This window comes from Acinetobacter sp. 161(2023) (assembly GCF_037027805.1).
GTDB lineage: Bacteria > Pseudomonadota > Gammaproteobacteria > Pseudomonadales > Moraxellaceae > Acinetobacter.
The window spans coordinates 110,666-134,576 of sequence record NZ_JAZEYD010000009.1 but is presented as its reverse complement, the minus strand read 5'-3'; the positions used below and the strand labels follow the sequence as shown (position 1 = coordinate 134,576).

Sequence of the window (23,911 nt, the reverse complement as noted above, 5' to 3'; positions counted from 1 at the left end):
TTGTCATGAATCAAGCATTAAACAATGAATTTACTCCAGATATTTCTCAACCAGCTCGCTTTGAATTGGCATCTACTCAGCTCGGTATTTTTCTTGCCGATCATTTAAGTTCAATTGAAGATTTATATACCATTGCGCATTGTTTGGAACTACCAAAAACTGTCGACCTCCCAATATTTAAAAAAGCAATTCAAATCGGCTTGAGTGAAGCTGATACGGTCATTGCTTCATATTCATCTGACCCATCTCAACCGTTTATTGAGCTTAGCAACCAAATTCAGTTTAAAATTGAAGAATTTGATTTTTGTCATTTAACTCCCAAAAAAGCTCAGCAACGTTTATGGGACTGGATGCCATCAGATCGTCAATGTGCTAAATCACTTAAAACGGGTGAATCTCAACTGTTTCGTCAGGTGTTATTTACGACGCATGATAAAGTGTATTGGTATCAACGCTATCACCACATCATGCTTGATGGCTTTAGCATGATTAACCTGACCAAACGTATTGTTGAACTCTATCAACAATTACAAGAAGAAAAAGACCTTTCAGCTTCTCCGTTCATTGGCGTCAATGATGTTATTTCTGAGCGTCAGGCTTATGAAAATAGCCATCAATTTAAAATAGACCAAGCTTTCTGGAAAGCTTACTGTGAGGATTTACCTAGTCCGGTTAGTTTAAGTACTCATCATTTAGCGGCAAAAACCACAGCGACATTTATTAAGCATCAACTCCGTTTTTCGACAGGAATTTTAGAGCAAATTCAGGCTTTAGCTGCGCAATCTAAATTAGCTTTGAATGACATGATGATGTCATTGTCATTACATTATATTTACAAAATGACCGATAAAGCCGATTTGGTTAACGGTATTCCATTTATGCGTCGTTTAGGTTCAAAGGCGATTCGCTCAACCTTACCGACGGTAAATGTCTTGCCTGTGAAGTTTAAAGTTGCTGAAAAAGACAGTTGGGTAAGCTTGGCTCAATATGTACAAGAGCAATTACGACAAATTCGTCCACATCAAAAATACGATGCTGAACAAATTTTAAGAGATTTAAATAGTATCGATATTCATGAACGAATGTACGGTCCTATTTTAAACTATAAAGCTTTTGATCAAGACTTGATCTTAGATGGTGAAAAGGTCAAAACACACCATATTTCTACAGGACCAATTGATGATTTTGAGTTTTCCTTTATTGTTCAAGATCATGAACTCATTATCGAACTACGTGCAGATTCGCAGCGTTATACACAAGATGAACTATTTAACCATGGTCAACGCTTAACTTTATTGCTTGAACAGGCTCTAATTCGTCCAGAACAGGCATGTAGCAATTTTAATATTACGACACCACAAGAGCTTGCTGCCCTAACTCAAAGTGGTATTGGTCCGCGTGTTAGTCACCCTGAACAATATAATAATGTTTTAGATATTTTTTATGAGCAAGTGAAAAAATATCCTGAACGTACCGCCATTGTGAGTGGTGAACGTCTAGACCTTCGGCATCTCAGTTTTGCTGAGCTTGCAGTAAAAGTGAATCAACTGACTCGTTTTTTACAAGAAAATGGAGCCAAAAAGCAAACTGTGATTGCTGGAGCTATTCCTCGTTCAATTGACTCAGTTGTGGTGATGTTATCTGTACTCAATTCTGGTGCAAGTTTCTTGCCTCTCGATTTAGATTATCCAATCGATCGTATGCAGATGATGTGTGAAGATGCCAATCCATTATTTGTATTAACGACACAAGCACTTGCACAGCAACTACCACAAAATATTCAGCGGTTATATCTTGATAATGAAGACATCCAAACACAAATTCGAAAGCAAGATGCAAGCGATATTCCTGCCGAAAATCGTAAATTTGATTTCCAAGATGTTGCTTATGTAATTTTTACCTCAGGTAGTACTGGTCGTCCTAAAGGGGTAATAAACACACATGGTTCCTTACTCAACCTCATTTTGTCACATAAACCAACCATTTACTGGCCAGTATTAGAAGCTGTAAATGAGCGTTTCCCTGAGCGTCCGTTACGTGCAGCGCATACACACTCTTTCTCGTTTGACTCATCTTGGTTGCAAGTTTTCTGGATGGTATTGGGCCAAGAGCTACATATTTTTGATGAAAAAATGCGTCGAGATGCATTTGGTTTAGTGCAAGAAATTCAGCAACGACAAATCGATACACTTGATTTACCACCATCTTTTTGTGCGCAAATGATGACGAATGGTTTATTTGCTGAAAATCAACATCAACCAAGTCTTATTTTGATTGGTGGTGAAGCTGCACCGTTAGCTTTATGGCAGCAACTCAATGCTCAGCCAGCGCTTTTTGCTCATAACTTATATGGCCCAACAGAATATACGGTTGATACTTTCCGAGCAGAATTAAAGCAGACAGCTCGCCCTGTCATTGGTAACCCTATTGGTAATACACAAGCCTATGTACTAGATCGCCACTTGCAACGATGTCCGACTGGCGTAATTGGTGAGCTTTATATTTCTGGCTTTGGTATTGCCAATGGTTATTTAGGTCGAGCTGATTTAAGTGCTGCCCGTTTTGTAGCGAATCCATTTGAACATGGACAGCGCATGTATCGCACGGGTGATTTAGTCCGTTGGAATAACGCGGGTAAACTTGAATTTATGGGGCGCTGTGATGACCAGATCAAAATTCGTGGTTATCGAGTTGAGATTGGTGAAGTTGAAAATGCACTTTCGATTTTAGCCACTGTTGAAAGCGCAGTCGTGATTGCAGAGCCGATTAACAACAGTCATCGTTTACTCGGTTATTGTGTGGTCAAAGACATTGAACTTGATGAAAAAACCAGTGAGCAATTAAGTCAGCAATATTTAAGTCAGTTACGTCAAAACTTACCTGAATATATGGTGCCATCTGCCCTGACTGTTATGTCCGAATTTCCACGAAATGTAAGTGGCAAAGTCGATAAAAAAGCACTGCCAAAGCCTCAAATTCGTACCCATAGCCGAATGGCCGAAACGTCTGAACAACAACTTTTATGTCAAATTACTGCATCTGTTCTTAAGCTTGACGCCATTGGGATTGATGACGACTTCTTTATGACAGGTGGCGATAGTATTTCGGCCATTATGCTTTGTACTCAATTACGCCAACGTGGTTACGGCTTAAGACCAAGTGATGTATTCCAATTTAAAACAGTCGCCGCTATCGCACCGCAACTCACCCGTTTAGATGAACAACAAGCGGCCGTTTCAAAACCTTTATTTTCAGCAGATCTAGAACAAAAATTTCAAGAAAAATATGGCAAAAACAGCACCATTTTACCTTTACTTCCTTTGCAAAAAGGTATGCTATTCTTATCTCAAGTAGAAAATCAATCGAACTATAATGCCTTTACTCGTCTTAGTTTAAATGGAGACATTGATCCAGTACGTTTACAGCAAGCCTTGATTACCGTATTAAAACGTCACCCTCAATTAGGTGGGCATTTTGATAGTGAATTAGCTGAAGAACCTGTTTTTATCTATTCATTACATCCTACTCAAGCTTGGCCAGTTCAGTTTTGTTCGATCACTCCCGATTTGCTTGAGCAAACTATTCAAGAAGCATTACAGCAACCGATTCACCTCGACCAACCTTATGGTCTGATTCGGGCAACTTTAATTCAATATGCTCCTGAACAGTCAGAACTATTGATTATAGTGCATCATCTATTAACAGATGGTTGGTCAACTCCGCTGTTTTTACAAGACTTTATTAAAGCCTATCAGCAAACTAATCAGCAATTACCTGTGCTTGAATATAGTTATGAAACAGTGATTAAAGCTTTATCTGGACGTGACCATGAAACCTCAAAAGTTATATGGCAACGTGATTTAGCAGATTTACAGCCACTTATTTTATTTAATCAACCACAGCAAGCTGTACAGGAAACTTCATATCGTTTAAGTGCTGAGTTGGGCGCGAAACTTCAACACAAATTACGCCAGCAAGGCATCACACTCAATGTCTTCATGCAAATGATTTGGGCAATGACTTTAAATATTTATGCCCACCGAGAAGACATTGTGTTTGGTACTCCTGTTTCTGGGCGTTCAGCACCTATCAATGGCTTAGATCAGCAGATCGGATTGTTTTTAAATACGATTCCAGTACGTGTAAAGCTCAACATGCAGCAAACACTTTGGGAACAATTGACTCAGTTACAACACTTACATGTTGAACATTTAGAGCATGATGGTTTAGGACTAGGCGCAATTCAGCAACTAGTGGGGCAAGGCAATCTTTTCGATAGTTTGTTAGTCGTAGAAAACTACCCTGATAACCAGTATTTACAGCAAAAACTTGGTGATGCTGCAATTTCAAAACTCACAAATCGTGGTTATAGCCATTACCCGCTTGCTTTGTTGGTTATTCCTGATCATCAAATTGAGCTATTACTCGAACAGCGTGGTGTAATTGATCAGCCTGAACACTTCCTTGAGCGAATGGTTCAATTGATTGAAATTGCATTAAATGAACCAGAGACTTCTCTAGGTCAATATCGATTACAACTACCCGAAGAACACGATTTAATCCAGAAGACAAATCAAACCCAATACTATGTTCGCCAGAGCACGTTACAGCAATTACTCAGAGAAAAAGCTCGAATTACTCCTGAACAAACGGCGTTATCAGATGAAAATCATCAGCTCCGTTTCAGTGAAGTACGTTTGCAAGTTTGTGCTTTAGCACAGCAATTGCAAAAAGCAGGCGTACAGGCTGGAGATATTGTTGCCGTTGCCCTACCAAGATCAGTCAAATTGAGTATCGCTATTTTGGCGGTGATTGAAGCAGGTGCAGCTTATTTACCTATTGATTTACAACATCCGTCTAAACGCATCAAATTTATGTTGCAGGATGCCAAATCTAAACTTGTGATTGGTGAACAAAAAGATCTAGCTACTATTGCCCCTCCATCAATAGCCATCTTTGCTTTTAATGAATTGTTTGATGAAACAAAGATTGATTTAAGCAGCTATAAAACGACAGTGATTACCCCACAGCATCCGGCATATTTAATCTATACATCGGGTACAACAGGTCAGCCAAAAGGCGTCATGGTTTCTCACCAAGCCATTGTGAACCGTATTTTATGGATGCAATCAGAATATCCACTGTCAGCCAACGATACGATTTTGCAAAAAACACCGTGTACTTTCGATGTTTCAGTATGGGAGTTTTTCTGGTCATATTTAGTGGGTGCACGATTGGTTATGGCACCTGTGGATGCACACCGTGATCCATTGGCATTATTAAGCCTCATTCAAAAATACCAAGTAACAACATTACATTTTGTACCGTCAATGTTGGCTGTTTTTGAAAATGCTGCTACCGAAATTTTGTCATCTGCTCAGCGTCAAAGTTTGCCAATCCGCCGAGTGTTCTGTAGTGGTGAGGCATTACCAACGGCTTTAGCAAAATCATTTACCGAGCACTTTAGCTGTGAGCTACATAATTTATATGGCCCAACGGAAGCTGCGGTAGATGTGAGTTATATGGATGCAACACTGGGACTACATCCGGAAGAAAGTAGCGTTGCGATTGGATATCCAGTCTGGAATACGCAGCTTTATATTTTAGATCAATACTTACGCCCTGTCCCTGTTGGAGTGGACGGTGAGCTTTATTTAGCAGGTCATCAATTGGCCATGGGTTATTTGCATCGAGCAGACTTAACAGCAACGCGTTTTGTCGCAAACCCATTCGCAGCAGGTCAACGCATGTACCGCACTGGTGATATTGCCCGTTGGCATGCAGACGGTAGTATTCAATATGTGGGCCGTGCTGATGACCAGTTAAAGATACGTGGGCAACGTATTGAACTGGGTGAAATTGAACAACAATTATGCTTACTCAGCGGTCTTGATGTGGTTATACATCCTATATCTTCTGAGCAAAATAAAGCAGATGTTCAATTGGTCGCTTACTTGCAAACAACAGCACCTTTGGACATCGAGCAGTTAAAGAAACAATTGGCGAAACAGCTTCCTGCATATATGGTGCCGACACACTATATGTTGGTCGAGCAATTTCCATTAAGTCATAATGGTAAGCTGGACCGTAAAGCACTGCCGCAACCACAAATTACTCCTTCAAATACAGAAAAACAGTACGCCACCACTGCTTTTGAACATGAACTGACACGTATTTTCCAGCAAGTTTTAAACACCGATCAAAATATTGGTGTTAACGAAGATTTCTTTGCGATTGGTGGACATTCCATTTTGGTGATGAAGCTTGCAATTGAAATCCGAAAAGTATTTAAGCGGACTATTCCAATTGGTCAATTGATGAGTCATGTCACAATTCAACGTTTAGCAGCTTTACTTCTTACACAAGAACGTTTGGCAGAAGTTGAACAAACTGGCATGCAACCTATTTTACCAATCCGTTCTGGTTCGGGGCATCCATTGTTCTGTTTCTACCCAGGTTCTGGTTCAGCATGGCAATATACGGTGCTAAATCGTTATTTGCATTCTGATTTACCCATTATTGGATTGCAGTCCCCTCGACCAGATGGTCTATTGGCAAATACTACTGATATGGATGAGTTGGTTGAAAAACAACTTGAGATTATTCGCAAGCAACAACCAACAGGACCTTATACATTATTAGGTTATTCACTGGGCGGCACAGTCGCTTATGCGGTCGCAGCGAAGTTAACTGAACAAGGTGAAAAAGTTGATTATCTCGGCTTATTAGACACTTACCCTGCTGAAATTCATCAGTGGTTAGATTTATCTGTCGAGGAAATGAATGCTGAAGCTGAACAAGAACAGCTTCAATTCTTCAATGATATTTTAGCCGATGCAGATACGGCATTAAATGAAGAAACCCGCCGTTTACAAGAGGATATTTTTGCAAACTATCGCGATGCCGTCCGTTTATTAAAACCTTATAAAATGCCGCACTTTGATGGTGAACTACACTTAGTTGTTGCTGAAAAAGACTTGTTGCCATATATCCAACCAGAACAACAATGGTCGCCTTTAGTTAAAAAACTCAATATTGTTCGACTAAGTGAAGCGGACCATACCGATATCTTGTCTCCGCAGCAGCTTGAAACACTTGGTCCGATTTTAAACCGCATGATTTGTCAGGCGCGCGGTTTAGAGGAGCGTACACCATGAGTTTCAAATCTTTATTGACCGATTTTAGTCTTTTAAAACGTAATGCCCATTTCAGACATGTATTTATTGCCCGCACATTGTCATTGTTAACGATTGGCATGTTAGTCGTGGCTATTCCAAAACAAGTCTATGACATTACAGGTAGTTCGTTAAATGTTGCCGTTGCAATGGCCTTTGAAGGCATTGCCATGTTTATTGGCTTGTTACTTGGTGGTTTGCTGTCAGATCGCAAAGACCGAAAATGGCTGATTTTATTGGCACGTGGTGTGTGTGGTTTAGGCTTTGCAGGCCTCGCCATCAACGCCATGTTTGAGCACCCGTCGCTCTATGCTATTTATTTTTTATCGGCATGGGATGGTTTCTTTGGTGCACTGGGTGTAACGGCAATGATGTCCATCATGCCTGTGATTGTAGGGCGCGAAAATATTGTACAAGCCCGTGCAATTAGTATGGTATCCGTACGTCTTGCAACCGTTATTTCACCAGCAATCGGCGGTATTTTAATTGCTGCTAGCGGTGTTGCGACCGTGTATTGGGTCTCAACGGTGGGTACTTTACTTACTGTGTTTTTATTGATGGGGCTACCTGCGCTTAAACCACAACATGCATCAAATGGCGAAAGTCCTCTTCGCCAATTAGCTCAAGGGTTTAAATTTGTTTTTAAAAATAAAGTAGTCGGTAGTACCATTTTAATTGGAACATTGCTCAGTTTTAGCAGTGCTATTCGCATTATTTTTCCGCAAATGGCAGATGAAATTTTTCACGGCGGCGCATTTGAACTGGGACTTATGTATTCGGCCGTTCCGTTAGGCTCGACTTTAGGCGCCTTATTGAGTGGATGGACAACAAGGTTACTCAAACCCGGCTTAGTCATGCTCTATACGTGCTTAGGTGTTTTTAGCTGCATGATTATGATTGGACTTTCACCTTGGCTAATCGTGACTTTACCCATTTTATGTGTGTTTGGATATTTGATGTCGATTGCCAACTTGCTTCAATACAGCATTGTGCAAGGACATACACCTGATGAATATCTAGGGCGTATTAATGCAATCTGGCTCGCACAAGATGCGTTAGGTGATTCGATTGCCACTACAACTTTGGGTCTTTTAACTCGTTTTTTACCAATATCAGGAAGTATCCTCTTCTTTGGCATACTAAGCTTTGCAGTAGGGTTTATGTTCTTATTCAACTCTCAAGATATGCGTGAAACAGGATTCCAAGATCCTAAATTACAAGAAAATTAAACCCTAAATAAAAAAGAAGGCAATTCGTTGCCTTCTTTTGTTTTAAGCAGAATGATGTGCTTGAAAAACCCAAGTCATAATATAGTCTTGTTCTACAGCCCAGCCACCTTGATATTGTTCTAAGAGTTGATAGCGTTGTTGAATTTCTGGCAAAAAAGTTAGCGTTAATGTTTGATTTTCAAAATTAATATCAACGATAGATGCTTCTAAGAAATCGATATATTGCTTTGCAGTGGGATAAACCGCTTTATATAGACTTTCTTTTATAGAAAAAATTAAGCTCACATAACGGGAAAAATCAAAAAACTCGCAGGCTTTACTTTTCCATAAATTAAACTCAGATGGCGTTAAAATAAGATGCGCACTCTCTTGAGCAAATTCTGGGGTCACCCAGTGCTCAATATCAATTCCCAAATAAATCGCATTACAAGATAACGCAACAATTAAATTATTTTGTGAATGACTAATACTCCCCAAAACATGGGATGGCCAAATGGGCAAAGGTTCGTACATCGAGGTTATTGGCTGATCTAAACCGAAATGATGATTTAAAACAGCCTGAGCTAAGACCCTGCCACATAAGTACTCATTTTTACGTTCGACACGCGCTTGAGCAATTTTTAGGGGTTGCTCTAATTGTTGGTCTATATGCAAATGTTGCGTTTTTGATAAATCTAGCCCATAACAAAATAGCTCTGATGTAAAAGAAATAGGGCTCGAAATTTCATAAATTGATGTACTGATTTGTTCAGGAATATATAGATAATGACTCACTGTATTCGACTTCAAAATAAATATTTTTAATGAGTTATCTCCTATCTTAACTTACTCACTGCAAATAGATAAATAATTATATTTATCATTTGATAATAATTATTATTTACTTACACTGTTGGGTAAATTTTGACTTTAATTTACTTATAAACATCGATTATGAAACTTATAGGACTTTTTTTGACCTTGTTGGGAGCGGTCAGTATCTATTGTAGTCATAGCAACCAAAGCCTGTTATCTCAACATCTTCCTGCTCTCTTTAAATATTTAGGTCTAGTATTGCTAGGCATAGGATTAATTGCACTCTTTGTAAGCTTACCGAAAGTTGTTGCCGCTTTTTGTTGGTTCATGCTTATCATTTTTGCGTGGTCCTTCCTTCCTTTTATGGCGCTTTTTAAACGGAAACTGGTTTCATGAAAGCTAAAATTCAGTCTCCTATTCAGCCAGACTGGTGGAGTAAAACTTTTGCTGGTGGTGTTCTAGGTCTAAGTCTTTCTATCGCGATTGGCAATCTGCTTGTTTTACTCGGCCAGCCTTATATTGCTATGGATTTATTGGTGCAATTGGGTATGTGGAGTGTTCCTTGGTCATGGATGTTCATTATGTTTGGCAGTTATTTTTTTACGACTGGACGAAAAGCGGTTATCTATTTATTCATTGCTAATGTTCTAGCGTATAGCTGTGTTTTTGTATTACGGGGTTAAACATGAAAGTACGTTCGGACATCATGAAACTAGCTAAAAGCATGCATACTTGGGTGGGTGTATGTGCAGGGATTTTGCTTTTTATCTGCTTTTTTGCTGGCGGCCTCAGCATGTTTCAGCACCATATTAGTAAATGGGCCACGCCAACGCAGCAAGTTTTACCGAAAGTTTCACCCGACCAATATAATGAGCTTATCCAAAAAATACAGACTGCTTATCCTGCTGTACAAAAGAACTTCACACTGAATTTATCTTCGAACGAATTTCACTATGCACCCATTACATGGAGTGAACATGAGCGTGGAGATGGTTTTAATACTGCTCAGTCCACGTGGATGGCAAGCTTAGACGAAAAAGGTCAGTTAATTGTTGCCCAAGAAAATCTATCTAAAGCAGGTTGGCTGATAGAACAGCTGCATGAAACAGCAGGTATACCAGGCATGGCAGGCCATCATGGTTTAGGTCTCTATGTGATGGGTGTCGTTTCGATTTTATATTTTCTTGCTCTGCTTTCGGGCGTAATTATACTTTTACCAACATTAGTGAAAGATTACTTTGTCATTCGCCCTGGTAAGAATAAAAAGCGCTTTTGGTTAGATGCCCATAACGTAATCGGAATTACCAGCCTACCGTTCCACATCATTATTAGTATTAGCGTGATTGTCTTTGCTTTTCATGACTTTTTTTATGATGCGATTGGACAACTTGCACTCAAAGGACAACCTGTTTTTCAACGTTCGCCTCCCGCGCTTATTCAACCAAAACAAACACAAATTGATGTGCAGCAAATATTAGCTCAAGCCAAAAAAGTTGCGCCTGAATATTCAGTTGACTATATCCAGTTCAGTGGCTTAGATAAACCCGAAAAAGCCAATGCACGTATAGCTTTATATAGTTCAGATCAGATGTTACGCGGTGCGAATCAAGACTTTATGCGTATGAATCCGTACGCGGTTGAGCACTTTAATCATAAAGGCATTAACACACAGACTGATGCTGGGAATAAGTTAATCAACGCCATGTTTAGCCTACATTTTGGAAGTTTTGGTGGTACAGGCATACGTTGGATTTATTTTGTGTTAGGTGTCGGTGGTGCTTTCTTATTTTATACGGGCAATATTCTTTGGGTTGAAACTCGTGCACGTAAACAAAAGCGCGCTGAAGATCCTGTTCCTGTTCAACGTAAAGATGTAGTGTTCCTTGCGAATTTAACTATAGGTGCATGTTTAGGGTGTGTTTTAGCTGTCGTAGGCACAATGTTGGTTAGTCGTTGGCTTTTCGCAGCGCTCAACATTGAAAGCATGAATCACCTCTTTATGTATGGTTATTATGCGATTTTCCTACTGAGTTTGATTTATACCTTTGTGATTGGCTATGCAAAAGCTTTACCACAATTGTTGTTAATCTTGGTTTTGGTGTTATTTGCGATTCCGCTTACATCCCTTTTAGCCTACTTCATTCCTCAAAGTGGCTTATGGGTACATGGCGGAGAAATCTTAGTGGTTGATTTCTTAGCTATCATTTTTGCTTTTGCTTTTTGGCGTTTTTATCAACAAGCCCAAGATCGCCGAAAATCTGCTCCAACAGGCAGTTTATGGGCTAACTAACAACCATGAACTAACTAGACTGAAATAATGTGTGAAATATGAAAAATTATAAAATCCACATTGTTTCGGTCAGTTGTTTAATTTCTTGAATATCATGACTCACATAAATCATCGGAATTTTTATTTCCTCTTTTACTTTCTGAAAAAAAGGAATAATTTCAGCTTTATGATTCGCATCTAGTGCAGATAATGGCTCATCAAGTAATAACAGCTTAGGTGAATATAACAATGCTCGACCCAGTGCCACGCGCTGTTTTTCACCTCCTGAAAGTTTGATAGGCATACGTTGTAATAAGTGGTCTAACTTTAATAACTCAATAATATAATCTGCTTCAAAGTGACGTTCTTGTTGGGAAAGATGCTTAAGACCAAATAATAAGTTTTGCTTTACCGTTTTATGCGGAAAAAGCTGAGCATCTTGAAAAACCAATCCAACATGTCGCTTTTGGATACTCAAGTTAATGTTTTGATTTGAATCAAACCATGTTTGGTCCTGTATCTTAATGAGTCCACTACGCGGTGTGTTCAGTCCTGCAATGGCATGTAGAATTGATGTTTTACCTGATCCAGAGGCACCAAATAATCCAATAACAGCAGCATCTGACTGGAAACTAGGTTCAATATGAAACTGACCCATCTGTAGCTGAAAACGGCAATCAATCAACATAACCTTACCGTCCTAAACGCTTCTTTTGATAACGATGAAACCACTGTGCAAACCATAGAGCTAAAAAAGCCACACTTAACGATAAAACTATAAGCCGTTGAATAGCGGCCTCTGTATCGGGCTGTTGCATTAAGCTATACATAGCCAAAGGTAAAGTGCGTGTCTCATTTGAAATATTACCTACAAAAGTAATAGTGGCTCCAAACTCACCTAGACTCCGGCAAAAGCACAAAATGGCACCAATTAAAATACCACTGCTGGCAAGCGGTAAAGTGACATGAAAAAATGCCCCTAAAGATGAGGTACCTAATGTCTTTGCTGCCATTTCTAAACGTTGATCGACCAGTTCAATCGCTAATCGAATAGATTGTACCAATAGCGGAAAACCCATTACTGCTGAAGCAAGAACGGCACCTTTCCAGTTAAATGCAAAATCAATTCCGAGCGGTGCCAAATATTGTCCAATAATGCCTCGGCTCCCAAAAACTTGTAATAACAAATAACCAGGAACGACCGGCGGTAGCACTAAAGGTAAAAACACCAATGTTTCAATGAATGACTTCCCCCAGAACTCTTTACGTGCCAAAAACCATCCCACACAAATTGCAGGAATAATGCTGACCACAAGACAACTTGCCGCTACCTTACAAGAAAGTTGTAGCACGCTGAGTTCTTCTGAGGTTAAAGAGAACATCATGGTTTTGCTGGAGCCAATACGCTAAAGCCATATTTTTTAAAAACAGCTTTGGCTTGGTTGCTTTGTAAAAATTGATAGAACTTTGTTGAGTTTGGATTCTTTTTAACTATCCCTACAGGGTAAGTAATTGGCGAATGGGTATTTTCTGGAAATACACCAACTACTTTTACGTCTTTACTAATTGCAGCATCGGTTGCATAGACAATGCCAACCTGACATTCACCACGCGCAACAAAGTTTAATGCAGCTCGAACATCTTCTGTTTCAACTAACTTTGGTTCAATACGACTCCACCAACCCAAATTGGTAAAAGCTTGTTTAGCATATTTGCCTACAGGCACACTTTTGGTATCCCCTGTACAAATCTTGCCTGTAAATACTTTATTGGGATCGGTCGTTTTATCTAGTTTTATATTTAGTGACTGCCCTTTAGGTATAATTAGAACCAGACGGTTGCCTAATAAATTTATACGGTCATTTGTTGCAACTCGTTTTTTATTTTGCAGATAATCCATCCACTGGGTATCTGCTGAAATAAATACATCGGCTGGTGCCCCAACTTCAATTTGTTTGGCTAATGTCGATGAGCCTGCATATGAAGTTTTAACTTCTACTTTATTTTGTTTTTCATAAATTTTTTCTAAATCGTTAATCGCATTCGTTAAGCTCGCTGCTGCATAAACGGTAACCGATTCAGCTTTGGCTGGAACATTAAAGACTAATCCTATGCTGAGGACTGAACAGGCTAAAGCCAACTTTTTTATCTTCGTATCACTTACCATTATGTTTACCTTTTTGTCGTTTTTTGCAGCGATATATACTCAAGAATATAGCGATAAGCATAGACGATGAAAAGTAGAAATTATTTATAAAGATAGATATTTTTTCTAAGCAGTTAAAAATTATAGTTAAGCAAAACTGATTCGCTCTTAAATTCTTTGATTTATAAAATATTTCTCATCTTATTTCTTTAAATAGCTACTCATAATTTGATAGTCATGTTCTAAGGCTTGTCTAGCATTGATTTCCATTTGGCGGTAATGCTGTAAAACCTTCTCTCCCAAAGCTGTAACGGCTGCCCCACCACCATGTGTTCCGCCTGTTTGAGTTTCAACTAAAGCTGTTTCAAAACACTGATTCATGGTGTCTACCAACTGCCACGCACGGCGGTAGCTCATATTCATAGATTTTGCGGCTTGTGAGATAGAACCCGTTTTCTCAATTGCTTCAAGTAAGTCTGCCTTACCTGGACCAAACGCAATGTTCTGCTCTAAAAGAATTCTAATCTTTAATTTTAAGTTTTGTTCTTTCATAGACTTAGTTCACAAAAGTTTATTTTATGCTCGCTAACATTATAGGGAAGTTTAACAAGCTAAGACATATACAAATTTAAATCTCGATTAGCTCTTAAAAATAGTCTTATTAAAAAATCAAAACTGCACAAAGTGGATAAAGATCTGGAAAAAACGGATAGAGCCCAAAACCTAATCGCGGTTCAATCAGTTAAAAGCTGAATGAATAGGATTGAGCAAATGACCTCATCTAATTTAAAACAATGGAATGATTTTGTAGATGGATGTATCGACTTCCGTCCTAACGATGGCGTGTTTCGTATTGCACGAAATATGTTTACTGAACCTGAACTATTTGACTTGGAAATGGAACTTATTTTTGAAAAGGTTTGGATTTATGCATGTCACGAAAGTGAGATTCCAAACAATCATGATTTCCTAACAGTTCAAATTGGTCGTCAACCGATTATTGTGAGCCGTGATGGTAAAGGCGAATTACACGCCATGGTCAATGCTTGTGAGCATCGCGGCGCGACCTTAACCCGTGTTGCTAAAGGCAACCAATCTACATTCACTTGTCCATTCCACGCATGGTGCTACAAGTCAGATGGCCGCTTGGTGAAAGTCAAAGCACCTGGTGAATATTGCGAAGATTTTGATAAATCAAGCCGAGGCTTAAAACAAGGCCGTATTGCCAGCTATCGTGGATTTGTATTTGTAAGCCTTGATACTCAAGCAACAGATTCTCTAGAAGACTTTTTGGGCGATGCAAAACTGTTTCTTGATTTAATGGTTAATCAGTCGCCAACAGGTGAACTCGAAGTACTTCAAGGCAAGTCATCTTATACCTTTGCAGGTAACTGGAAGCTACAAAATGAAAATGGCTTAGATGGCTACCATGTCAGTACTGTTCACTATAACTATGTCTCTACAGTCCAACACCGTCAACAAGTCAATGCATCAAAAGGTGAAGAACTCGATACGCTTGACTATAGCAAGTTAGGTGCCGGTGACTCAGAAACTGATGATGGTTGGTTTAGTTTTAAAAATGGTCATAGCGTATTGTTTAGTGACATGCCGAACCCAACTGTTCGTCCGGGCTACAGCACGGTTATGCCATATATGGTCGAAAAATATGGTGACAAATATGCTGAATGGGCAATGCATCGTTTAAGGAACTTAAACTTGTACCCTAGTCTATTCTTTATGGATCAAATTAGTTCACAGCTTCGTATTGTTCGTCCAGTGGCATGGAATAAAACCGAAGTCATTAGTCAATGTATTGGTGTTAAAGGTGAATCTGCTGAAGCACGCCGTAACCGTATTCGCCAGTTTGAAGATTTCTTTAATGTGTCGGGCCTTGGTACACCAGACGATTTAGTTGAATTCCGTGAGCAACAAAAAGGTTTTCAGGCACGACTTGAGCGTTGGAGCGATATTTCTCGTGGCTGTCAGTCTTGGGAATACGGTGCAACCAAAAACTCACAAGATTTAGGCATTCAACCCGTCATTACTGGCCGAGAGTTTACCCATGAAGGACTCTATGTAAACCAGCATGGACACTGGCAACGTCTGATGCTCGACGGATTAAACAAGAAAGCATTGAAAATGCAAGATATTACTTTTGAAAACAATGCCCTAATGGATGAGGTGTAACCATGTCACAAGAACTTAATTTTGCTGTATCTCAGTTTTTGTACAAAAAAGCAGAACTTTGTGATGCTTATGACTGGGATGCTTATCTAGAGCTTTACGATGAAGATAGTGAATATCATATTCCTCAGTGGATTGATGACCATAACTATGTTCAAGATCCAAATCAGGGCTTGTCTTATATTTATTATGCGGACCGTACTGGACTCGAAGACCGCGTATTCCGTATTCGTACAGGTAAAGCTGCGTCTGCAACACCGTTACCACGTACTTTGCACAGCATAAACAACATTCGAGTTAAAACACTGGATGACGGACTAATTGAAGCAAAAGTTGCATGGCAAACGCTCTATAACCGTCAAGGCTTAGAAGGCTGTTTTTATGGGCATACCACTTATCTTTTACGCCAAACAGCAGATGGTTTCCGTATTCGTCGTCAGCACAGCATTTTGCTTAATGACAAAATTGATTCCGTTTTAGACTTCTATCACGTTTAAGGGGAATGAAAATGGGACATTCAGTTGCACTTAACTTTGCCGATGGTAAAACCTTTTTCATTTCGGTAAATAACGACGAATTGTTGCTTGATGCAGCAGTTCGCCAAGGAATTAACCTACCGCTAGACTGCCGTGAAGGTGTTTGTGGTACCTGTCAGGGGCAGTGTGAAACTGGAATTTATGAACAAGAATATGTTGATGAAGATGCATTAAGTGAGCGTGATTTGGCTGAGCGTAAAATGTTAGCTTGCCAGACGCGTGTGAAATCAGATGCAGCTTTTTATTTCGATCATGATTCTGCGATCTGTAACACTGGTGATACTTTAAAAATTGAAACCAAAGTGACCGCTGTTGAGCTGGTTTCTGAAACAACAGCAATTTTGCATCTTGATGCAAGCAGCCATGCTGCACAACTTCAGTTTTTACCGGGTCAATATGCTCGTTTGCAAATTCCAGATACTGAAGATTGGCGCTCATATTCATTTGCAAACAGACCAAATGCAACCAATCAATTGCAATTCTTAATTCGTCTTTTGCCAGACGGTGTTATGAGTAATTATTTGCGTGATCGTTGTCAGGTCGGGCAAACCCTACTTATTGAAGCACCGCTTGGTAGTTTCTATTTACGTGAAGTACAGCGACCACTGGTTTTTGTAGCTGGTGGAACAGGGTTATCTGCTTTCTTGGGAATGCTTGATAACTTGGTTGAGCAGCCTAACTCACCTGCCGTTCAGTTGTACTACGGCGTAAATAATGAAACCGACTTATGCGAACAACAGCGTTTACATGCCTACGCGGAGCAGCTTCCAAACTTTAGTTATCACCCGATTGTGACTAAAGCAACCGAAGCTTGGCAAGGCAAAGCGGGCTATATTCATGAGCACTTGAATAAAGATCAACTGGCTGAACAGGCTTTTGATATGTATTTATGTGGTCCACCGCCAATGATTGAAGCCGTGAAAAATTGGTTAGATGAACAATCTTTGCAAAATTATCGTATTTACAGCGAAAAGTTTTTACAAAGCAATACATCACGCTAAAAGTTTTAAGGTTGTTCGCTAAACTACTATAAGCCAACTCATTCAATATACTCTGTAAAGGGTATATTGTTTTTTTATTTTTAAAAAATAAAAGTCTTTTACATTCAATCACATAAAATAAGTAATTCCGATAAAATAAATTGACCGCTTCACTCGGATTTGCTATAAATTTTGATAGATCTTAAGGAATAAGATCATGATGAGATTAACTTATAGCACCTTTTGTATCCCTCTATTCTATTTCTCGAATGTATTAAATGGATGGACAAAATCCGACGTAAAAATTTGAGAAAATCACATTAACTAGCGGTTAAATTGGTCTGTATTTTGCTTATATCTCATTGTAATTTGCGAGTAACTTAATTTTTTAAGTGCCGTATTTACGTGTTGCAAAGCTAAGGCTTCACACATTTTGCACAGTAAATACAGGAGTGAGCCAAAAGGGATAAATATGAACCAAGCCAACTCCCCAGAACTCAGTGGGCGTCATTTTCAAAATGAGTCTATCTTTACCAATCATAATCTGGTGTTTGATCACCATGATTTAAGCGAAACCTGCCGAAATGTAGGACAAATTTTTAAACCGCATGATCTTAAAATCTCTCAGCAGAAGCGAGATTTCAGTGCAACCATGCACCATGTTAAAACAGGCGCACTGTCTATTAGTCGCTTGGAATATGGCGCAGATGTCATTATTGAACCAGATCAGCTTGATAACTTTTACCTAATTCAAATTCCAACTCAAGGCTACGCAGAAATCGAGTTTGGTTCACAAAAGTTTATTTCTTATTCTCAAGTTGCTTCTCTTATTTCTCCACAGCAATCTTTACGTATGCGCTGGCATGCGAACTCACCACAGCTCATTCTAAAAGTTTCAAAGGATGATTTTACTTACCATTGCCGTCAGCACATTGCTGATTCAGAAAATAACTTACTCGTTTTTGATCCTAAATTAGACTTTGCTACACAAAGTGGAGGCTACTTTTTACAGCTCGTTAGAACACTGATGGATGCTTTAGCATGTGAGCAACACCCGCTTCATCATCCTTTAGCCTTTAAACAATTTGAGTCAAATCTATTTAATGCACTTATTTATGGTCAACCCAATAGTGCATTACATAGAATTGATCATTATAAAGAAAAAACCGTCTCTCCTTATTTCGTGAAACGTACAGAAGCCTATATTAAAGAACATTTACATGAGCCACTTAATGTCGAAATTTTAGCTGAACATGCAGGCGTGAGTGTGAGAACATTATTTACTGGTTTTAAAAATTATTTGGGGACAACCCCAATGTCTTATCTTAAAGAATTACGTTTTGAACAGGCTCATTTAGAGCTGATGCACAATGAAAATCTATCTGTCACTGACGTTGCATTTAAATGGGGATTTACTCACTTAGGTCGTTTTTCTCAAGAATATAAACGCCGTTATGGTGAGTTACCTTCGTCTACTCGCCGTTCTGGTCACATTGAAGGTTCAGGCTTAATTACTTCAATTTTTTCGTAAACTAAAAATAGATAAAAGCCTTTTATATTTGTTGATATAAAAGGCTTTTCTTATGACTTAAAAATGATGAACATAACGAACTTGTAGTCGCGTACCTTCTGGGCGGTTTTCAGCATCTTGCTCAAAATAAGCATTTGCAACCAAGTGATCATTTTTAGAAAAACTATACATCGCACCCGGGCCAATTGCCCACACTTGCTCACGTCTACCTTTGACTTTTTCACCATCGACTTCGGTGTCGGTGATTTGTTTTAGCCAATAACCATTTAGTCCTAAACGGAACTGTTCAGTAATGGCATAGTCTGTTGCAAAGTTTGCATGAATTGCTTGCCCAGCTTGCATATCATTTGCTCCAGCAAAAGCATAGCTTGGGTCATCATTTTTAAAGTTATAGAGATAATGGATGCGTGTTGAAGCTGTCCATTTTGGATTAAACCAATATGTGGCAGCCCAATAAGGGTCAAATGAAACGGCGTTATTGCCTGGATTAATATCTTTTTTCTGGTCGTATTCGCCAGTAGGTAAATTGACCTGAAACTCAAAACGATGCACAAACTTCGGCCCTTGTGCGCCCATGACTGGATCGAACTGAATAAAAGGTCCAATCATAAGGTCGCCAAAACCACTTTGAGCTTTAATTGCAGCATTATTCAAGCCATCATCCATGTCCATTTTGCTGACAAAGGGAATTAAAAAATTCATCCCTAGGCTAGCTTTATCTTTTACTCGAACATTCGATAAATAACTAATCTGCTCAACCAATACTTGATAATTTAAATCTGTTTTAGGTAAACCGAGTTTTTGCCCCTGCCCATCAACAAGCTTATTGCTATCGTAATTTTGAAAATAGGTTTGAGCATACCAGCCAGGCCCTGCGGGTAACCCGCCATCGAGAAAGCTGGTCATACCTAAGTTTACGGTCGGTAAATCATAGGCATGTGTAACCAATGGCAAACCCAACAATGTCCCTGCTAAAAATCCATGTTTAATTAAAGTGCTTTTCATCTTCTTATTTCCTATAAAAAATCACGACCAGATTGATCGTGATTGTGGTGAATTAATGTGCTAATTCTGGATGCTCTGCGGCAATCCGATACTTTCCTGCGTGGAATACCAATGGTTCACCTTGGCGTTGTTGGTATTGTTCAATTTGACCAATAAAAATCAGATGATCCCCCCCTTCGTATTGATTAATATTTCGGCAAACTAACGTTGCGAGTGCATCTGCCAAAATTGGAACGCCTGCATTGCATTGTTGATGTGCAATGCCTGCAAATTTGTCTTCAGCACCTCGAGAAAAATGTCCCGAAAGCTGGTGATGCTCCTGTGCCAACATGTGAATGGCAAAATATTCAGCTTCAACAAAATCAGACAAACTTGGCGCTGTTTTTGAAAGGCTCCACAAAATTAATGGTGGGTCTAAAGACAGAGACGAAAATGAATTGGCTGTCATACCTATTTTCCGACCATCTTTACCACGGGTTGTAATCACGGTAACGCCAGTTGCAAACTGACCAAGTAAATTACGGATTTCTCTTGGGTTTTCAGCATTAATCGCTTGTAAAGCTAAAGTTTCAATTGTGTCCATTTTTAATTCTCCCTTTGATATTTTGACCTTAAGCAACTTTTGCTGCGGTTTTTGAGGCCATGAATGCCTGAGCCTGATCTGCATCAAACCACCAAGGGGCAAAAGAGCGCGGGTCATCAAAGTTATTGGCCATAATGGAAGCAATGCTCTGGTTTTGGCTTGCAGCTGCTAGGAGTTCAACGACATGAGGCTCTGGTGGTAATAACAAGCTATTGGTCCAAGCCACGACTTTTTCTGCATAAGCCCAATAACGTTCAAAGGTTTGAACCATCCATTGTTCGCTAAAGCTTTGATTATCGTTAGCTAAAATGGCATCGAAATAGATTTTGCTACACTTAGCAGCGTTGTTTGAGCCTTGACCAGTAATCGGGTCATTCACCACCAAGGCATCTGCCATCCCAAAAATTTTCTTGCCAGACGGTAATGTCAAAATTGGTTTGCGTACTGTCGGCGGGAAACGCCCTGCCAAATATCCACCAGCATCAGTCAGCTCAACATTTGTACAACGTTCATATTCCCAAGGCACAAATTTCTTGAGTAAGTCCAAGCTGCATTGCAGGTGTTGTTCAGGTGTTTTCACATCTTGCCAGCAGTCCATTGGCCCGTTTGGAATGCCTTCAAAAACCATGATGTCGCAAGGACCATTCACGGTGAGTGCCGGAAATGAAAAGTATTCGCCGACTTCGGGAATAATGTTAAAAGTCACACGAGAGTATGGAGAAATTGGCTTCATATTTTTGACATAGGTCAATGCCAAAGCACGTTGAGGTTTATCAAAAACACTACGTGCATCATCACGCTCAAATTGTTTAACGACTTCGCCTTTACCAGCAGCGAGTAATACGAGTTCATATTCGTTTGCGAGTTGTTCTAACTCTTCAATACCCACATCTTGAATCACCAATTGACCGCCACGGCGTTCAAACTCTTCCATCCAATATGGCATTTTGACGCGTTGATCGACCGATTGGGCGTAGCGCTCAAGACGAGCACTCCATTCAAATGCTTTACCACCATTTTCAGGATTAACTAAAGCCAGCCCAATGCCTTCTACCGCTGGACATTGTTCTTCCCAAAAATTTAGTCCTAAGTCACGTTCAGTTTGTAAAGCGGTATGAAACATACACTGGCTTGACATGACTTTACCTTGACGGATTTCATCGGCAGTTCGGTTAGTGATCATTGTCACGTCGTAACCTGTATCTAGTAAGCCCAAACCAAGCTGTAAACCAGACTGTCCTGCTCCAACAATTGCAATACGGCGCATAATCTTCTCCATAATTTTCTAAATGTGCTTTTAAAACGCTGTGCTATTCGGCTAAACGTGGAATAGCGGGCTGTGATCCTTCAGGGCCCATTACTGAATATCCGCCATCGACCGCATAATCTGCTCCGGTGACAAAACTCGCAGCGGGTGACAATAAAAACAAAACAACATTGGCGACTTCTTCGGGATGACCCAATCGGCCTAGTAAGTGATAATCGGCTGCCACGCTATCGGCTTTTTCACGGTTATTGCCACTGACTTCTGCAATGACACGAGACCATGTCCAACCCGGTGAAACTGAATTGACGCGAATACCATCGGCGGCAAAATCCATTGCCATGCTTTGTGTGAGTTGACGTATTGCGGCTTTAGACACTGGATATAGCCAGCGGCCTGTTTGAGCCACTTTGGCCGAGATTGAAGTGAAGTTAACGATTGAACCTTGCTGCTTTTTTAGGTCATTGTAAAAAGCACGGCTTAACTCAACGGTAGAGACCAAATTAATATCGAGTGCTTGTAACCAGTCCTGACGTGAAGATTTAAAACCGTCATCTAAATATGTACATGCCAGATTTACCAAGTAGCTCACTTCACCTAAATGTTGGTGAATATCCGCTACAGCTTGTTGAATAGCCGCATCACTGGTTAAATCGGTTTGAATAAACATCACGTCATGGTTAAAGCTTTCCGCAATCGATTTGCCTTTGGCATCAATATCTAAAATAGCGACATGAGCACCCGCACTCACCAAAGCTTGCACAACGGCCTTACCAATGAGTGTTGCTCCACCGCTCACCACCGCAACTTTCCCTTTTAAATCTATATTCATTGCAGATACTCCTTAATTGACTGGCTTGCCTTCACTACTTGACCAAGATGGCATCAAAGTATTTGAAGGAAGATCTTCATCAAGAAGTTTTCGTGCGGTCTCAACACCTGCAACTGGTAGTCCCGTCGGATCTAATAAACCAATTTGAACAAGTACAGAGGCTTGGTCCCAGTAAATATGCTCATGACACAGCTTTGAGCCTCTAAACTGAATTACACCTAACATTGGAATTTCAACGTATTTACCAGTCGGTTTTACGTCGGGTAATAACCAGTCAATTTCAGCATCGTGGGTAAAGCTCATAATGAACTCGTCTACCACTTGCGTTGAGCCAACCGTACGAGAGATTGAAGTAATCTTCATATCTTTCGGGTTTTGATGAACAAAATGGTACTGATAAAAACGGGCAAGCTGGCTTTGGCCTACACCACCAGTTAAGGTTGGAATATGGTTGACATAAGGTTCTGCGACCATTGTTACCATGGTTGCTGGCACATCACGCGTATCGAACTCATGACGAATATGCTCTTCCCATAGCGCGACTAGGTCATATTTCGGTCCAATCGTGTCATGTAGCGCTGTTACTGTACGCTCGTGGGCAAAGCGTGCTGAAGGTTTGTGATAATGATTGCTTTTTGGGCGTGCAAAAGCATGGTCAACCCCTTCATAAACATAAGCTTGTACATTTGAATATTGGCTAGCTGCATCAACAATCGCTTGTCTCGCATCTGGCGGCGTAAATTGGTCTAGTTCGGCAATATGTAAAACTAAACGTCCTTTTACATTAGCTAACTCATCCAACGCTTTTTCAATACCTACACCGTAATAACCTACGGCACATGCCACTTCCGAAAGACGACAACCTGCAAGATACGCAAGCTTTCCACCTAAACAGTACCCCACCACTCCAAGGCCTGTAGAGCTGTCACATTCTGGTCGAGTCTTTAAAAAAGACAAGCTATCTTGAATATCTTCAACACCGAGGTTTTCATCATATTGCTGATAAATCTCGAAAGCTTTTTGAAAGTCTTCTGGTGTGTAGCCCAGTTCGATATTAGGTGCTACACGCCAAAATAAATCAGGAACTAAAACGGTATATCCCTCTTCTGCAAGAAAGTCTGCCTTTTCCCGCATGGCTGCATTCACCCCAAAGATTTCCTGACAAAGCACCACTCCAGGTCCTTTTCCTGTTTCTGGTGTTGCTAGATATGCACAGAACTGCTTTCCAGATGCGGTTTTAATTTGAACGGTTTGACTAGCCATAGTGTCAACTCCTGACATTGTTATGGCTTTATCTTCTATCCGAATATATTTTTAGACTGTCCAAAAGCTGCAAGCACTATCCAATCTCTGCGCAATTATCAAAATTCATCAAACTGAAT

The 23,911-nt window shown here is 39.9% G+C and carries 18 protein-coding genes; 8 read left to right on the top strand and 10 right to left on the bottom strand.

What is annotated here, in order from left to right; translation table 11 throughout:
* The first annotated feature begins 5 nt into the window (after positions 1-5).
* Positions 6-7,157, top strand: a complete 7,152-nt coding sequence (locus tag WA249_RS10660; RefSeq protein ID WP_336168591.1) for an amino acid adenylation domain-containing protein — start codon at positions 6-8, stop codon at positions 7,155-7,157.
* On the top strand, positions 7,154-8,404 hold the full coding sequence (gene entS / locus WA249_RS10655) for an enterobactin transporter EntS (RefSeq protein WP_336168589.1): 1,251 nt from the start codon (positions 7,154-7,156) through the stop codon (positions 8,402-8,404). Before WA249_RS10660 ends, entS begins: the two co-directional genes overlap by 4 nt.
* 42 nt (positions 8,405-8,446) lie before the next feature.
* On the opposite strand, the gene WA249_RS10650 is transcribed toward entS, so the two are convergent.
* A complete protein-coding gene (locus WA249_RS10650; RefSeq protein ID WP_336168587.1) occupies positions 8,447-9,178 on the bottom strand; it encodes a 4'-phosphopantetheinyl transferase family protein in 732 nt (243 codons plus the stop codon).
* A gap of 413 nt (positions 9,179-9,591) precedes the next feature.
* Here WA249_RS10650 and WA249_RS10645 point away from each other — a divergent pair, with 413 nt between their 5' ends.
* Complete coding sequence (locus WA249_RS10645; protein ID WP_336168585.1) at positions 9,592-9,882, top strand: hypothetical protein; 291 nt, start codon at positions 9,592-9,594, stop codon at positions 9,880-9,882.
* 2 nt (positions 9,883-9,884) lie between these two features.
* Entirely contained in the window at positions 9,885-11,489 is a 1,605-nt protein-coding gene (locus WA249_RS10640) for a PepSY-associated TM helix domain-containing protein (protein WP_336168583.1), read from the top strand.
* Between the two features lie 46 nt (positions 11,490-11,535).
* Here the strand turns inward: WA249_RS10640 and WA249_RS10635 are convergent, their stop codons facing one another.
* The 4 genes from WA249_RS10635 to WA249_RS10620 all read right to left on the bottom strand — a co-directional run bounded on the left by WA249_RS10635 (position 11,536) and on the right by WA249_RS10620 (position 14,166).
* Entirely contained in the window at positions 11,536-12,156 is a 621-nt protein-coding gene (locus WA249_RS10635; protein ID WP_336168582.1) for an ATP-binding cassette domain-containing protein, read from the bottom strand.
* A gap of 4 nt (positions 12,157-12,160) precedes the next feature.
* A complete protein-coding gene (gene modB, locus WA249_RS10630; RefSeq protein ID WP_336168580.1) occupies positions 12,161-12,853 on the bottom strand; it encodes a molybdate ABC transporter permease subunit in 693 nt (230 codons plus the stop codon).
* Positions 12,850-13,635, bottom strand: a complete 786-nt coding sequence (gene modA, locus WA249_RS10625; RefSeq protein WP_336168578.1) for a molybdate ABC transporter substrate-binding protein — start codon at positions 13,633-13,635, stop codon at positions 12,850-12,852. The genes modB and modA overlap by 4 nt, the downstream gene beginning before the upstream one ends.
* Before the next feature lie 180 nt (positions 13,636-13,815).
* Positions 13,816-14,166 (bottom strand): winged helix-turn-helix domain-containing protein, encoded by a 351-nt coding sequence (locus WA249_RS10620; protein ID WP_336168576.1) that lies wholly within the window; start codon positions 14,164-14,166, stop codon positions 13,816-13,818.
* A 219-nt stretch (positions 14,167-14,385) separates the two neighbouring features.
* On the opposite strand from WA249_RS10620, the gene antA reads away from it, so the two are divergent.
* The 4 genes from antA to WA249_RS10600 all read left to right on the top strand — a co-directional run bounded on the left by antA (position 14,386) and on the right by WA249_RS10600 (position 18,845).
* Positions 14,386-15,801: an anthranilate 1,2-dioxygenase large subunit gene (antA, locus tag WA249_RS10615; protein WP_004701687.1), complete on the top strand. Its 1,416-nt coding sequence runs from the start codon at positions 14,386-14,388 to the stop codon at positions 15,799-15,801.
* Positions 15,802-15,803: 2 nt separating this feature from the next.
* Complete coding sequence (gene antB, locus WA249_RS10610) at positions 15,804-16,295, top strand: anthranilate 1,2-dioxygenase small subunit (protein ID WP_336168573.1); 492 nt, start codon at positions 15,804-15,806, stop codon at positions 16,293-16,295.
* A gap of 5 nt (positions 16,296-16,300) precedes the next feature.
* Positions 16,301-17,335, top strand: a complete 1,035-nt coding sequence (gene antC / locus WA249_RS10605; RefSeq protein ID WP_077165400.1) for an anthranilate 1,2-dioxygenase electron transfer component AntC — start codon at positions 16,301-16,303, stop codon at positions 17,333-17,335.
* A gap of 451 nt (positions 17,336-17,786) precedes the next feature.
* A complete protein-coding gene (locus tag WA249_RS10600) occupies positions 17,787-18,845 on the top strand; it encodes an AraC family transcriptional regulator (RefSeq protein WP_336168569.1) in 1,059 nt (352 codons plus the stop codon).
* A gap of 57 nt (positions 18,846-18,902) precedes the next feature.
* On the opposite strand, the gene WA249_RS10595 is transcribed toward WA249_RS10600, so the two are convergent.
* The 5 genes from WA249_RS10595 to WA249_RS10575 are packed head-to-tail and all read right to left on the bottom strand — an operon-like array spanning position 18,903 to position 23,792.
* Complete coding sequence (locus WA249_RS10595) at positions 18,903-19,850, bottom strand: SphA family protein (protein ID WP_336168567.1); 948 nt, start codon at positions 19,848-19,850, stop codon at positions 18,903-18,905.
* 52 nt (positions 19,851-19,902) lie between these two features.
* Positions 19,903-20,433 carry a flavin reductase family protein gene (locus tag WA249_RS10590; protein ID WP_336168565.1) on the bottom strand — a complete coding sequence of 177 codons (531 nt, stop codon included), beginning with the start codon at positions 20,431-20,433 and terminating at the stop codon, positions 19,903-19,905.
* 28 nt (positions 20,434-20,461) lie between these two features.
* Entirely contained in the window at positions 20,462-21,700 is a 1,239-nt protein-coding gene (locus WA249_RS10585; protein WP_336168563.1) for a styrene monooxygenase/indole monooxygenase family protein, read from the bottom strand.
* Between the two features lie 43 nt (positions 21,701-21,743).
* Positions 21,744-22,529 carry an SDR family oxidoreductase gene (locus tag WA249_RS10580; protein WP_336168562.1) on the bottom strand — a complete coding sequence of 262 codons (786 nt, stop codon included), beginning with the start codon at positions 22,527-22,529 and terminating at the stop codon, positions 21,744-21,746.
* A 12-nt stretch (positions 22,530-22,541) separates the two neighbouring features.
* Positions 22,542-23,792: a dienelactone hydrolase family protein gene (locus WA249_RS10575; RefSeq protein ID WP_336168560.1), complete on the bottom strand. Its 1,251-nt coding sequence runs from the start codon at positions 23,790-23,792 to the stop codon at positions 22,542-22,544.
* Positions 23,793-23,911: the final 119 nt, after the last annotated feature.